This window comes from Streptomyces sp. NPDC088707 (assembly GCF_044752725.1).
In the GTDB taxonomy this organism is placed as follows: Bacteria; Actinomycetota; Actinomycetes; order Streptomycetales; family Streptomycetaceae; genus Streptomyces.
On the sequence record NZ_JBIVLV010000004.1, the window covers coordinates 1 to 14408 of the forward strand.

General features: G+C 69.7%; 11 protein-coding genes. 9 read left to right on the forward strand and 2 right to left on the reverse strand.

From position 1 onward, the window contains the following. The first annotated feature begins 181 nt into the window (after positions 1–181). A complete protein-coding gene (locus ACIP84_RS13960; RefSeq protein WP_401797990.1) occupies positions 182–1570 on the forward strand; it encodes an aspartate ammonia-lyase in 1389 nt (462 codons plus the stop codon). 99 nt (positions 1571–1669) lie between these two features. Here ACIP84_RS13960 and ACIP84_RS13965 read toward each other — a convergent pair whose 3' ends face one another. Beyond that, positions 1670–3097: a hypothetical protein gene (locus tag ACIP84_RS13965; RefSeq protein ID WP_401797991.1), complete on the reverse strand. Its 1428-nt coding sequence runs from the start codon at positions 3095–3097 to the stop codon at positions 1670–1672. A 308-nt stretch (positions 3098–3405) separates the two neighbouring features. On the opposite strand from ACIP84_RS13965, the gene ACIP84_RS13970 reads away from it, so the two are divergent. From ACIP84_RS13970 to ACIP84_RS13990, 5 genes are all read left to right on the forward strand, one after another. Then, positions 3406–4347 (forward strand): ABC transporter substrate-binding protein, encoded by a 942-nt coding sequence (locus ACIP84_RS13970; protein WP_401797992.1) that lies wholly within the window; start codon positions 3406–3408, stop codon positions 4345–4347. Positions 4348–4349: 2 nt separating this feature from the next. After that, positions 4350–5300 carry an amino acid ABC transporter permease gene (locus tag ACIP84_RS13975; protein WP_401797993.1) on the forward strand — a complete coding sequence of 317 codons (951 nt, stop codon included), beginning with the start codon at positions 4350–4352 and terminating at the stop codon, positions 5298–5300. 8 nt (positions 5301–5308) lie between these two features. After that, the gene (locus ACIP84_RS13980; protein ID WP_355966850.1) at positions 5309–6061 is read left to right on the forward strand and encodes an amino acid ABC transporter ATP-binding protein; all 753 of its coding nucleotides are present in this window, start codon (positions 5309–5311) and stop codon (positions 6059–6061) included. Continuing rightward, complete coding sequence (locus ACIP84_RS13985; protein ID WP_401797994.1) at positions 6058–7275, forward strand: M20 family metallopeptidase; 1218 nt, start codon at positions 6058–6060, stop codon at positions 7273–7275. Before ACIP84_RS13980 ends, ACIP84_RS13985 begins: the two co-directional genes overlap by 4 nt. A gap of 112 nt (positions 7276–7387) precedes the next feature. Then, positions 7388–8680, forward strand: a complete 1293-nt coding sequence (locus tag ACIP84_RS13990; protein ID WP_401797995.1) for a cyanophycinase — start codon at positions 7388–7390, stop codon at positions 8678–8680. A gap of 149 nt (positions 8681–8829) precedes the next feature. On the opposite strand, the gene ACIP84_RS13995 is transcribed toward ACIP84_RS13990, so the two are convergent. Further along, positions 8830–9708: a MurR/RpiR family transcriptional regulator gene (locus ACIP84_RS13995; RefSeq protein ID WP_355966773.1), complete on the reverse strand. Its 879-nt coding sequence runs from the start codon at positions 9706–9708 to the stop codon at positions 8830–8832. 362 nt (positions 9709–10070) lie between these two features. On the opposite strand from ACIP84_RS13995, the gene ACIP84_RS14000 reads away from it, so the two are divergent. The 3 genes from ACIP84_RS14000 (at position 10071) to ACIP84_RS14010 (ending at position 14390) form a co-directional block, all read left to right on the forward strand. Continuing rightward, a complete protein-coding gene (locus ACIP84_RS14000; RefSeq protein WP_401798352.1) occupies positions 10071–10559 on the forward strand; it encodes a MarR family winged helix-turn-helix transcriptional regulator in 489 nt (162 codons plus the stop codon). Positions 10560–10738: 179 nt separating this feature from the next. After that, positions 10739–12820 (forward strand): MMPL family transporter, encoded by a 2082-nt coding sequence (locus ACIP84_RS14005; RefSeq protein ID WP_401797996.1) that lies wholly within the window; start codon positions 10739–10741, stop codon positions 12818–12820. Positions 12821–13217: 397 nt separating this feature from the next. Beyond that, complete coding sequence (locus tag ACIP84_RS14010) at positions 13218–14390, forward strand: lycopene cyclase family protein (protein ID WP_401797997.1); 1173 nt, start codon at positions 13218–13220, stop codon at positions 14388–14390. Positions 14391–14408: the final 18 nt, after the last annotated feature.

A 14408-nucleotide genomic window follows, 5' to 3' on the forward strand; every position in this document is an offset into this window, starting at 1 on the left:
CCCCGACTCCACCGGAGAGCCGGAGGAGGCCGGGCGCCGCGACCGGCGGGGCCTCGACCAGGGCGTGAGCGGACGGCGCCGCGGGCGGGCGGTCGGCCGGCGCGCGCGCCGGGGGCGCCGCGGGGGGCGCGGGCCGCGCTCCCCCCCCGCCCCGGCCGGCCGCCGGCCGCCCCCCCCCCATATGCGGCGCGCAGAGCACGACCTCATCGGAGACAGGGAAGTGGAGGCCGACGTCTATTGGGGCATCCACACTTTGCGCGCCCTGGAGAACTTCCCCCTCACCGGCCTTCCTCTCTCCTCGCACCCCGAGCTTGTCGTGGCTCTCGCGGCCGTGAAGGAGGCGGCCGCGCTCGCCCACTCGGACCTGGCGACGCTTCCCGAGGAGAAGGTCGGTGCCATCACCAGGGCGTGCCGGGAGATCCGAAAGGGTCGCCTGCACGACCAGTTCGTCGTGGACGTCTTCCAGGGCGGTGCCGGTACGTCGGCCAACATGAACGCCAACGAGGTGATCGCCAACCGGGCCCTCGAACTCATGGGGCATGAGCGAGGCAGCTACGCGGTCCTGCACCCCAATGACGATGTGAACCGCTCGCAGAGCACCAACGACGTGTACCCCACTGCGGCGAAGCTCGCCCTGTACGCCGCCACGGGGCGTCTGCTGGACGCGATGACCGTGCTGCGTAACGCCTTCGCCGAACGGGGAGGGGTGTTCGCGAAGACCGTCAAGCTGGGCCGGACGCAGCTGCAGGACGCCGTGCCCATGACGCTCGGGCAGGAGTTCGACGCGTTCGCCCTGACCGTGCGGGACGACGCCGAACTCATCGGACTCGCCGCGGAGGTCCTCCTTGAGGTCAACCTCGGAGGAACCGCGATCGGTACCGGGCTGAACGCGGACCCAGGCTTCGCTCACCTGGCGGTGACGCACCTGGCCGCCGTCTCCTCGGTGCCGGTCAGGCCGGCACGGGACCTGGTGGAGAGTACGCAGGGGGTGGGGGCGTTCATCCGGCTCTCCGGCGCGCTGAAGCAGTTCGCCCTGCGTCTGACGAAGATCTGCAATGACCTCAGGCTTCTCGCTTCGGGGCCCCGCGCAGGCCTCGGCGAGATCCGGCTTCCGGAGCTGCAGGCCGGTTCGAGCATCATGCCCGGCAAGGTCAATCCCGTCATCCCGGAGGCGGTCACCCAGGTCTGTTTCGACGTGGTGGGCGCTGATGCCGCGGTCTGCGCGGCCGCGCAGGCCGGTCAGCTCCAGCTGAACGCCTTCGAGCCCCTGATCGTCCACCACTTGCTGAAGTCGGCGAACCGGATGCGGGCCGCGTGTCAGCTCCTCGCCGAGCGCTGTGTGGAAGGCATCGAGGCCGACGAGGAGCGTCTGCGCGCGCTCGTGGAGAGCAGTTCGGGTCTCGCCACCGCCCTCAATCCGGTGATCGGATACCAGCAGGCCACGGCCTTGGCCCGGATGTGTCAGGCGACCGGCATACCGGTGCGCGAACTGGCGGCCGGTAGCGGGCTGGTCTCCGACGAGGAGCTTTCCGTCCTGCTCGACCCGTGGCGGCTCGTGCATCCGGCCTGAGACGCGGGCGCCCGGCTCGGATTCCGGCCGGCGGGTGCCGCGACGACGGGAGACCCTGTGGCCGGGCCGCGCGGGCCGGCCACAGGGGTCCGGGGAAGGTCAGCTCTTGGTGACGGTGCAGTCGTAGCCGGCGGTGCCGGAGCCGCTGTATGCCTCCGTCTCGAGGTAGTAGGTGTCCGTGCCGGAGGCGGTGCGGGTGAAGGTGAGGGCCTCGTCGGTGCCGGCGCCGTTGTTGACGGAGCGGGTGAGGGTGCTGCCGTTCGCGTCGAGCCAGTACAGGTCGGCGTCGTAGGCGGAGGGGACGGCGCAGGTGACGGAGGCCGTCTGGCCCGAGGTCAGGCTCAGCTTGAAGTAGTCGCGGTCGCTGGTCGACTTCATGCTGCCGGTCAGAGAGCCGGGGGAGGCCAGGGCGGTGGCGTCGTCGGCCGTGTCGCGCGTGTCGTTCGGCTCGCTCTCGGCCAGTGCGGCCCCGCCGCCCTGACTGCCGCAGGTCGTCACGGGCGTACCGCTGTAGAGGTTGGGGTCGGCGACGCCGCTGGTGACGCTACGGAGGTAGTAGCCGCAGGTGGGACGGTTCTTGAAGTCGAACGTCGAGCCGGGCGTCAGGCGCCAGATCTTGAAGCCCGAGTAGGTCAGCGGCTTGCGGTCCACGGCCTGCTCCGGCTGGTGGTCGGCGAGGACGACGTAGGCGTTCTTCCCGTACTGCGTCGCCATGCCGTTGCGGTCGAGGAACAGGGAGCCGCCTCCCTCCTCCACGCCGACGCCCCAGGCCGCTCCGCCGGGTGCGAGGCCGTCCTTGACGGCGCGTGCGAGGAAGGACATCGTGCGGCCCATGCGGTCACGGGTGACGAAGTGGGAGTCATTGATGACCCCGCCGTAGTTCGGCCACTCGAGCATGCCTGTGGTGAAGCTGATGTACCGGTCGTAGGGGTTGGCGAGGGCTTCGGCGCTGGTGACGCTGCCGTTGCACGCGTCGTAGACGATGGGGCTGTTGATGTGGTGCCCCGCACTCCCACCGCCGGAACCGCCGCCCTTGGTGACGACCGATTCGATGGACGCCTCCAGCGCGGTTCCCTTCCAGGCGGTGTACCGACACTGGTCGCCGCCCGCGAAGTAGACGAACTCGGCGTTCCGGACGTCCGCGTTGACTTGGCTGTTGTTGCCGTCGTTGGCGGCCGTGAGTGTCCACGTCGTGCAGGAGTTGACCCCGGTCAGTCCGGTGATCGCGTCGCACTCGGGGGTCTTGCTTCCCGACGTCGGCGCCGAACCCGAGAGAACGACGACGTCGAGCGATCCCGCACCGCCTCGGATCTCGTCGATGGCCCGGGTCATCGAGGCAGGGACTATGGCGCCGGCGCCGTTCATCGTGAACGCCGGGCCGTTCCACGCGGCACGGGTGACGTCCGAGGCGCTGCCGAGCCGGATCCTTTCGGCCGCCGCGTGCGCCGGCTGCTGCGCGATCAACGCGGAGGCCATGGCGGTCAGCACGACGCCGGCCGAGGCGAATCTGAATGAACGGAGATGCATCTGCGCTCCAAGCAAGGGGACTGGTCGATTCCGCAGCAGCCCGACGAGGGGAGGCGGTTGGTAGCGGAACATACAAGTAACGAGCTGTGGGCGGAAGATGTAAGGCGATGCTCAGCCACGACTGATCTCCTGTTCCGGAAATGCCCTGCCTAAAACGCCCAAAAGTGCCGCAAGTTGAAGCAGGCGGCGCGCGTTACGTGAACGTAATGGGACTTACATCTAGTCAGTGAACGCGTTGCTATGTAACTTCACTGCTGTGCCGGGCGGCCAGATTCCGCCGGCAGAAAATCACCGAGAGGTTCCACGCGATGAACACTCGCTTCGCACGCCCCGCAGCGGCAGCCGCTGTCACGGTCGTCATGCTCGGGTCCCTGTCCGCCTGCGGAGGCGACGACGCCGCCACTCCCTCCGGCAAGGTCGTCGTCGCCGGCCACGAGGTCGCGAAGGACCCGGCGCTGCACGATCTCCTCCCGGAGAAGATCAAGAAGGCCGGTCAGGTCCGCGTCGCGACCGACGTGCCGTACCCGCCCTTCGAGATGTTCGTGAAGGAGGGCGAGCCCACCCTCACGGGACTCGACTACGACCTGGGCCAGGCGCTCGGCGCAAAGCTCGGGGTCAGGTTCTCCTTCACCCCGCAGAAGTTCGACGGCATCGTCCCCGCCATCCAGGCCGGCAAGTTCGACGCCGCGATGTCGGCCATCACCGACAACAAGGACCGCCAGAAGGTCGTCGACTTCGTCGACTACTCCCAGTCCGGCTCGGGCATCCTGGTCGCCGAAGGCAATCCGGCGAAGGTGGCCACCCTGGACGACCTGTGCGGGCGGAAGGTCGCCGTCCAGGCGGCGACCAACCAGCTCGACCTCCTGAAGTCCCACCAGGCCGCCTGCTCGGCCGCGGGCAAGGGCCAGATCGACATCCAGACCTTTCCCAAGGACTCCGACGCCCAGCTCGCGTTGCGTGCCGGCAAGGTGATCGCCCAGGTCCTGACCAAGCCCGCCGCCGGCTGGGTGGCCAAGACCGCCGGCAACGGTGCGACCTTCGACCTCGTTGAGGACCCCGCCGCGCCGGGCGGCTACAACGCCTCTCCCAACGGCATCGCCGTCAGCAAGCAGCTGCCTGAGCTGACGGACGCGATCCTCAAGGCGCTCCAGGCCCTCATCGACGACGGCGACCTCGTCCACATCTACGACAAGTACGGTGTCGCGTCGATCGCCGTCCCCCGGGCCACCAAGAACGCGGCGGTCGACTAAAGATGATCGACACCAAGAGCCCGTCCGTGACCACGCCGCGCGCGCAGGAACTCGACATCGTCCCCGTCCGGAACCACGGGCGCTGGATCGCGGCAATCGCCTCCCTGGCCGCCCTCGTGGGCCTGGTCGGCTCCCTCGCCAAGAACGACAACCTGCACTGGGACATCGTCGGCGACTACCTCTTCGCCGACCTCATCTTCGACGGCTTGAGCACCACGCTCTGGCTGACCGCCGCCGCCATGCTCCTCGGCCTGGCGCTCGGCACGCTGATCGCCGTCGTGCGCCTCTCCTCGAGCCCCGTGCTGTACGGCCTGGCCAACGCCTTCGTCTGGGTGTTTCGCGGCACCCCGCTGCTCGTCCAGATCATCTTCTGGGGATACGCCGCCGCCCTCTACGCGTACGTGAAGATCGGCATCCCGTTCACCGACGTCACGTTCTTCCAGGCCGAGACGAACACCCTGCTGACGCCGGCGATCGCAGCCCTGCTCGCGCTCGGACTCAACGAAGCGGCCTACGCCTCGGAGATCGTCCGCGCCGGCATCCAGTCCGTCGATCCCGGTCAGGCCGAGGCCGCGCACTCCCTCGGCATGCGGCCCGCGCTGACCATGCGCAGGATCGTGCTCCCGCAGGCCATGCGCGTGATCATTCCACCCATGGGCAACGAGACGATCAACATGCTCAAGATGACCGCCCTCGTGTCGGTCATCTCCGCCCACGACCTGATGTCCAACATCCAGGACGTATACGCCCAGAACTACCAGGTCATCCCCATGCTGGTCGTCGCCAGCATCTGGTACCTGGCCCTCGTCACCCTCCTCAGCGTGCCCCAGGCGTGGCTGGAACGGCGCTACGGACGCGGGACCTCCCGCGCCGGACACGTCTCGCCGCTCCGCCGCCTGCTCGGCGGAACCGTGGAGCGACTCGGCAGGAACAACAAGGAGCAGAGCCGATGAGCACCCCGATGGTGCGGGCCGAAGGCGTCCGCAAGCACTTCGGAAGACTGGAGGTCCTCAAGGGCATCGACCTCACCGTCGATCGCGGCCAGGTCTGTTGCCTCCTCGGGCCCTCGGGTTCGGGAAAGTCCACCTTCCTGCGCTGCATCAACCACCTGGAGAAGGTCGACGGCGGCAAGCTCACCGTCGACGGCGAGCTCGTCGGCTACCGCCAGCGCGGCAACAAGCTCCACGAACTGCGCGAACGCGAGGTCGCCGACCGCCGCCGAGACATCGGCATGGTCTTCCAGCGGTTCAACCTCTTCCCGCACATGACCGCCCTCGACAACGTCATGGAGGCCCCGGTCAAGGTCGCGGGGGCCGCCAAGAAGGAGGCCCGGGAGCAGGCCCATGCGCTGCTCGAACGGGTCGGCCTCGGGGACCGCGCCGAGCACTACCCCGCCCAGCTCTCCGGCGGTCAGCAGCAGCGCGTCGCCATCGCCCGCGCACTCGCCATGAAGCCCAAGCTGATGCTGTTCGACGAGCCGACCTCCGCGTTGGACCCCGAACTCGTCGGGGACGTCCTGGACGTCATGCGGCAGCTCGCGGCCGACGGCATGACGATGGTCGTCGTGACCCACGAGATCGGCTTCGCCCGCGAGGTCGGCGACACCGCCGTCTTCATGGACGAGGGCGTGGTCGTCGAGGCGGGCGACCCCCGCCAGGTGCTCGTCCACCCGGAGCAGGAGCGAACCCGCGCCTTCCTGTCCAAGGTCCTGTGAGCGCCCCCACCAGCCGGCGGGAAAGGCTCGACCACTTTCTCGACCTGGCCCGGATACGGCGCCCCCGCTACCTCGACGACCTCGAACAGCTCGTCTCCATCGACTCCGGCTCCTACAGCCCCGACGGTGTCAACGAAGTGGCCGACTGGGTCGAGCGCCGCCTCGAACAGATCGGATTCGACGTCGAACGCGTCAGCTTCCCGCCGTCGCCCGACGGCCGGCGGACCGGCGACGCGCTCATCGGCCGCAGACGTGGCGGACTCCCCGAAGCGGCGGGAGGCCGCAGGATCCTCCTCGCCGCGCACATGGACACGGTCTTCGAGGACGGCACCGCTGCCGACCGGCCCTTCCGCGTCGAAGGCTCCATGGCGTACGGACCCGGGGTCAGCGACGACAAGGGCGGTCTGCTCGCCGGTCTGAGCGCCCTGGAGATCCTCGACGAGCACCGCATCGACGCCTACGACGAGCTGGTCTTCCTCGCCACCCCCGACGAGGAGATCGGCTCCCCGGCCAGCCGCGCCCTCATCGAACGTACCGCCGCGCACATGCACTACGGCCTCGGGCTGGAATGCGCCCGGGAGAACGGCGACGTCGTCATCGCCCGCAAGGGCGTCGCGGACTTCCGCCTCACCGTCACCGGCCGGGCCGCCCACGCCGGCATCGAGCCCGAGCGGGGAGCCAACGCCGCCCTCGCAGCCGCCCATCTCACCGTCGCCATCCAGGCCCTCAACGGTCACTGGGACGACGTGACCGTCAACGTCGGCGTCGTACGGGCCGGTACCCGCGCCAACATCGTCTGCCCCCAGGCCGAACTGCGCATCGAGGTCCGCGCCGCCACGACGACCGACATCCTGCGTGTCACCCGGGCCATCCGGGAAGCGGCGGACCACCCCGGCGTGCCCGGTGTCGCCGTCGAGGTCGAGCAGCTCGACCTCTGCCCGCCCATGGAGGACACCCCCGCGTCCCGGCGCATGCTTGAGCACGCACGCCGCGCGGCCCTCGCGGCAGGCATCGAGTTCGGCGCCGCGGCGACCGGTGGAGTGGGCGACGCCAACCTCATCGCCGGCACCGGAGTCCCCGTCCTCGACGGACTGGGACCCGTGGGAGGAGCCGACCACACCCCCAGGGAATGGCTCGACACCACCAGCGTGCCCCAGCGCGTCGCCGTACTCGCCGACCTGATCGCTTCCCTCGGCGACGCCGGCGCCTCCTGACCGGCCCCTCCGCACGGCGGAGGACGGCTTTCCTCCTCCGCCGTGCGCGCCTGTCGACCGGCCCACACACCACGGACGTCCCTTCACCCCGCTACCGCAGCTGGAGGCACCCTTGCGCATCCCGTCAGCTCCCACGCGCCGCACCGTCGTCGTCGGCGGTCTCGCCGCCGCACTCCTCACCCTCGCTTCCCCCGCCCAGGCCGACCTCCGGCCGCCCCAGGCCCACGCCGGCTCCCTCGTCCTGATCGGCGGCGGCCTGAAGGAGAACAACACCCAGGTGTATGGGGAGATCATCAAGCGGGCCGGTGGCCCGGGGGCCCGCATCGGCGTCATCACCGCCGCCTCCGTGCCCGAGAGCCAGGACCCCCACGCCGATGACCCCGCCCTGTGCAGCAACTCGGCCTGCAACGGCGCCTACTACGCCGACTTCTTCAAGCGTCACGGCGCCGCGGACGCCCAGTGGATCCCCCTCGACATCGACCACGTGGCGAACGCGGACTCGGACGCAGTCGTCGCCCAGGTCGAATCCATGACCGGTTTCTTCTTCGGAGGCGGCGACCAGTACCGCTACGTCACCACCCTCCTGCGCGGCGACCGGCACAAGGACTCCAAGGTCCTCGCCGCCATCCGCGCCAAGCTCGCCCACGGTGCCGTCGTCTCCGGCTCCTCCGCCGGCGCGCAGATCGCCTCCGGTCCCGACATGGTCAGCGGCGGCGAGTCCTACGAGGCCCTCCGAAGCGGCAGCGCACCCGGCTACTTCGACGACCCGGCCCGACTCGGCTACCTACCGCGGGGAGGGTTCGGCTTCCTCCGCTCCGGACTCATCGACACCCACACGGGCGCCTACGGACGCGAGGGCCGAGCACTGCGACTCGCCTCCGACTCCGGGCACGACCGCGTCTACGCCCTGGACGAGAACACCGCCCTGGTCGTCGACCGCCCCGGCACCCGCGACGAGCACGTGACCGTCCTCGGACCGAACGGCGTGGCCGTCCTCGACCTGCGTCAGGCGCGCGCCCGGGAATCCGCCCGCGGCTGGACCCTCCGCAAGGCGCGATACAGCTACCTCACCGACGGCGACCAGTACGACAGCCGTACGTGGAAGGCCCGGGTCGCTCCCGGGAAGCCGGCGTTCACGCCCACGGCCACGACGGCCGTGCCGGCCAACGGCGACGTCTTCTACTCCGCCGCGAACCCCGACGGCGCCGCCTATTCCTTCCGGACCACGGCACGAGCGCTCGCGTCGACGCGAGGACAGGACCGCGCGACCGCGACGACCTTCGAAACCGACCCGCAGTTCACCGTGACCTTCACGAAGGCACGAGGCTTCGCCGCCTTCACCGGTGACGGCGCCACCGCCCGAACGCTCGTCGCGCTCCAGATCGACATCGCCGCCGGCCGGTGAGCCGTGGGCGGAGCCGGCGCGCCTCGGTGACCGGCTCCGCCCGCCCTCCCCGACCGCGCGACACCAGAGGCGGGGGAGGGCTCGCCGCAGTCCCGACCGTACTTCCGCACCCCGGCCGACGGCGTGACGCCCCCGTGCGGAACGCCCCCTCACAGGAGTCCGGTGCGCCGGGCGGTCCTCTCGGCTTGCTTCATGCGTTCGTGGCCTGCGCCGCCGACGCGTTCCAGGACAGCGGCGACGAGCGACTCGGCGATCGCCATCGCGGGGGTCAGGCTGTCGTAGGGCGAGTCCGAGTTGACCTGGGTGATGAGGACGACGTCCGCGTGGGCGGCGGCGGGGGAGAGCCACGGGTCGGTGAACACGATGACCTTGCCGCCGCGCTCCCGGGCCAGTTCGGCGATCAGCGTCTTGTCGGCCTCGTAGCGCCGGTAGTCGAAGAGGACCGTGACGTCACGGCGGCCGAGCTGGGTGAGGAAGGACGTCCGCTCCACGTCCTTGTGGGGCAGGAGGCTCACCTGGTCGCGGAACTGCATCAGATGCAGACCCAGATACTCGGCCAGCAGGTGGGTGAAGCGTCCGCCGGCCAGATGCACCCGTCGCTTGGGGTCGCCGAGGAGGCTCACGGCGTCCTCGAACTCGTGCGGCGCCACCTCGTCGAAGGTCTGCGACACCGCCTGTCGCACGAGCGCCGAGCGTTCCCCGAGATGCGCGGCGAAGGAGCCCTCAGGGGACGCTGCCGCCTGCTGCTCCGCCGGTCCCGCGGCGGTGTACAGGGTGATGGGGGAGGCGTTGCGCGCGTCGAGCTCCTTGCGAAGAACCGCCTGCAGATCGGGAAAGCCCTTGTACCCGAGTCGTGAGGCGCACCTCAGGACCGTGGGTGCCGACACGCCGGCCCGCTCCGCGATGGTGGCGACCGTCTCGAAGACCGCGGCGGGGTATCCCGCCAGGAGAATGCGCGCGACCTTGCGTTCGGCGGGGCTCAGCTCTCCGAGCCGACTGCGGATCTCGTCGGCCAGCGTGGAACTCATGGCTTTCCCTTCTGCGGCGGGCTGCGCCGAGAGCTGAGCGCAGTCGGACGGGCCGCGTGATCCCGCCTCCCACGTTTCAGACAGTGGAGCGTAGGAGGGTAAATGTACTGCCTATTACGGAGCCTGGACACCCCCGTCCGATCGCGTTCATCAGACGGCGGCGCCCCCGAGCCGTGGGCCGAGTTCTACGGCCTGGCCCTCGACGATCTCGGCTGGCGAGGCGAGGCGAGGCGAGCCGGCCTGGTCGCTCGCGGCCCCACCGACGCTACGAACGCGAAGCCGACCGGTTCGCGGGCGCGACGTGCCGCAGGCCCCTCGATCAGGAGAGCGTGACCGGGGTGCGGCTTCTATACGCTGGCGGGGTGACTCATGGGCACCCAGGCGACGCCGAAGCGAGCGACATCAGGGCGGTCGACCTGCAGAGCTTCGCCGTTGCGCTGCGCCGGACGATCTCGGAGATCAGCCGCCTCGTCCACGGCTTCGCCGCCGCGCAGGGATTGCACCCCACCGATGTACAGGCGCTCTCGCTCGTACTCGACAACCCGGATCCGCCTACGCCTGGTCTGTTGCGGGAGCGTCTCGGACTCACTTCGGGCGCGGTGACTGCCTGCCTCGACCGACTCGAGAAGGCCGGCCACATCTACCGCACCAGGGACGACACCGATCGCCGGGTCATTCGCATCCACTACGCGGAGGGTGCCCGGGCGGCGGCGCGCTCGTACTTCATGCCGCTCGCGCAGGCGACCGAAGCGGCACGCGGGCGGTTCACCGACGACGAACTCGCTGTGGTGTTGCGCTACCTCGGCGCCCTGAACGCCGAACTGGCCGAGCTCAGGGTGCCGAGGCGCTGACTCCGGGCGGAGCGAACCGCCTTTTCGTGAATCGGGTGCATCCACGGAGCGGCCCCGCACGGAACCCCTACCGATCCACAGACTCCGTCACTCGTCGGCGGTGGCAGTTACCGGTCATGGTTCAATGTGTCTCAATCATTGAGATTGTTTGTGATCAAGAGATCCTTCCGGGAGTTTTCATGTCCACACCCCTGCGGTGGGCCGGCCGACTGCTGCCGCTCCTCATGCTCGTCGTCTGGCTCGCCATCGGAGGAGGGCTGGGCCCCTACGCGGGCAAACTCGGAGAGGTCGCCACAAACGATCAAGCTGCCTTCCTTCCTCGCAGCGCCGAATCCACCCAGGTCCTGCTGGAGCAGGAAGCCTTCCGTCAGGAAGAGTCCCTGCCTGCCCTGATCGTCTGGACAGCTCCGGGAGGCGGCCGGCTGGACCCCGCGGTGCGAGCGGCGGCGACGCAGGCGCTCGCATCGCTGAAGGGTGCGCCAGGGGTGATCGGCGCGCCCTCTCCGGCGCTGCCGTCCACGGACGGCGAAGCCCTGCGGGGGATCGTTCAACTCCGACCCGACCTGGGCGACGAACTTCCGGCGACGATCGAGAAGATCGATGCCACGGCATCCGCCGTTCCGAACACGGAGGCATGGCTCGGCGGACCTGCCGCCACGCAGGCCGACCTCACCGACGCCTTCGCCGGCATCGACGGTCTTCTGCTGGTGGTCGCCCTGGTGACAGTCCTGGTGATCCTGCTCCTCGTCTACCGAAGCGTCCTGCTCCCGCTGATGATCATCGTGGGAGCCGTGTTCGCCCTCGGACTGGCGTGCGCCATCGTCTACTTCCTGGCCGACCACGACATCGTGCGCGTGGACGGGCAGGTCCAGGGCATCCTGTCCATCCTCGTCATCGGGGCCGCCACCGACTACGCACTGCTGCTGGCCGCCCGCTACCGAGAGGAGCTCGGAGCTCGGGACGGGCAACGCGTGCCCGCCATGCGGGCCGCGCTGCGGCAGTCCATCGGGCCGATCACGGCCAGCGCTGCCACCGTCGCACTCGGTCTTCTCGCCCTCCTCTTCAGCGACCTGACCAACAACCGCGCACTGGGGCCGGTCGGGGCGATCGGCATCGTGTGCGCCGTCTTGAGCGCTGTGACCTTCCTTCCCGCGGTCCTGGTCCTGCTCGGCCGTGCCGCCTACTGGCCCGCACGCCCCAAGGCGACACCCGCCGACGACGCCCACCCGATCTGGCGCAGGATCGCCGCCCTCGTCGACCGGGCGCCCCGCAAGGTATGGGGAGGATCCCTCGCCGCTCTCCTGGTCTGCGCCGCCTTCTCCTTCACCCTCGACTCCAGGGGCGTGCCGCTCGACGAGATCTTCGTCAAGGACGCACCGTCCGTCGCGGCGCAGGCGCGACTCGGCGAACACTTCCCTGGTGGTGCAGGCAATCCGGCTGTCGTCATCGCTGACGCTGGTGCCGCGGAGAAGGTCCGATCCGCTGCCGAGGGGGTCGAAGGAGTCGACTCCGCCACTGTCTTCACGGCCCCCGGGGCTTCCGGGACGACCAAGCCGCTCGTCGCCGACGGGCGCGCGCGCGTCGACGTCACCCTCGTGGATGCCGCGGACACCGATGCCGCGAAGGACACGATCGCCGAACTCCGATCGGTCCTCCATGCCGTACCGGACGCCGACGCCCTGGTCGGTGGATACACCGCGCAGCAGTACGACACTCAGGTCACCGCGGAACGCGACCGCAAGCTCATCGTTCCCGTGGTGCTCGCGATCATCCTGGTGATCCTCTTCGGCCTGCTGCGCTCGATCCTGCTTCCCCTGCTCCTGGTGGCGACGGTCGCGCTCAACTTCGCCGCCACCCTCGGGGTGTCCTCGCTCGTGTTCGAGCACGTCTTCGGATTCACCGGAACAGACTCGGCCGTGCCCTTGTACGGATTCGTCTTCCTGGTGGCCCTCGGCGTCGACTACAACATCTTCCTCATGTCCCGTGTCCGCGAGGAGACCGTCCAGCACGGCACGCGGGAGGGAATGCGGCGGGGCCTGATCGCCACCGGCGGTGTCATCACCTCAGCCGGTGTCGTCCTGGCCGCCACCTTCGCGGCCCTCGGCGTCATCCCGCTCGCCTTCCTGGTGCAGATCGCGTTCATCGTCGCCTTCGGCGTCCTTCTCGACACCCTGGTCGTCCGTTCGCTGCTTGTCCCCGCCCTGGTACGTGACATCGGCCCCGCGGTGTGGTGGCCGGGCGCACTCCGACACCGACCCTGACGGCCGGCACGCCCACCCGGCACCTCCCCGCCCCCTCGCACCGCCCCCTTGGTTCTCGAGTCCGTGAACGAAGGGGGCGTCGTGGTCCGTGCCGCTCCCCGCGCGCGGGCGTGGCCCGTCTCATGTTCTGCATCCACCCGGTGCGCGAGTGGCGAATCGCTGACAGGTCCGGCACCACTGCGGCCCGACACGCGGAGTTCGGCCCCCATGCGCTCGGGGCGACCCACCAGGACGGAGAATTCTCCGCGGAGAACCACTCGGCACGCGCGGGAACCCACCTTCGGGTGCCGGCGCGACGACGCCGACCAGGCTCGGATTCCGGCGGTCTCCGAGCGCCCTGCAACCACTCCATCGGGCCGTTGGCTCTCAGTTCCAGCGCAGAGGCGGGAACAGTTCCGTGGACAGCGATGTAGTCATCATCGGCGCCGGCGCGGCCGGCCTCTCCCTGGCGTGGCGACTGCTGAGCCCCCCGGCAGACCTCACCGCTCCGACAGTCGTCCTCATCGACGCGCCGCCTGGGAGCGGCCTTCGTCCCCCGGAGCGCACATGGTGCTACTGGGAACAGGGCGAAGGCGACTACGACTCCTGGCTGAGCGCGTCATGGCGACAGGTACGAGTGCGGGCGCCCGACGGACGCCCCCTCCTGCGCGACCTGGGAAGCCTGCGCTACAAGATGCTGGGCTCGACCGCGTTCGCGCGGGGACTGGAACCTCGACTTGCCACGGCGCATCGGATCGAAGCCGTCGTCGAAGGCATCGTCGACCATGCCGAAGGAGTCTGTGTGGCCTACCGGGCCGCAGGTCGTCCGCTCCGCCACATCAGTGCCCGCCGGGTGTTCGACTCCCGGCCGCCCACCTCGGCGCCCCCTGCTCGAGTCGCCCTGCTGCAGCACTTCAAAGGCTGGTTCGTCCGTACCGAACGACCCGCGTTCACACCGGACACGGTCGAGCTCATGGACTTCCGCACCCCACAGCCGGAGCACGGCCTCTCCTTCGGATACGTGCTGCCGCTGAGCACCCACGAGGCACTCGTCGAGTACACCGAGTTCAGTGCGGCAGCCCTTGCCGACCACGCCTACGACGCGGCCCTGTGCCACTACACCGAGTCGCTTCTGAGACTGGGCACCTTTCACGTGCGCGCCACCGAGCAGGGGCGCATCCCGATGACCGACGCTCACCACGCCCGGCGCGCGGGCAGAAACGTCTTCCGTATCGGCAGCGCCGGCGGAGCCGTCAGACCATCGACCGGCTACGCCTTCGCCGCCATCCAACGTCAGGCGGCAGCCATCGCGAACGCTCTTCATCGTGGTCTCGAACCGGTGCCGCCTCCCGCCCATTCCCCGCGTTCACTGGCCATGGACGCGATTCTCCTCCGGGGGCTCGGCACCGGCCGTATCGCCGGCCCCGAGTTCTTCACGTCGCTCTTCGACAGGGTTCCCGCCGAACGACTCCTCCGCTTCCTCGATGGTGACACCAGTCGGTCGGAGGAACTCCGCATCGGACTCCACACCCCTGTGCTGGCCATGCTGCGAACCGCCGTGGAGGTCCCCTTCCTCGCCCGCCGCGCCTGAATGACCCGCCCCTCCTCA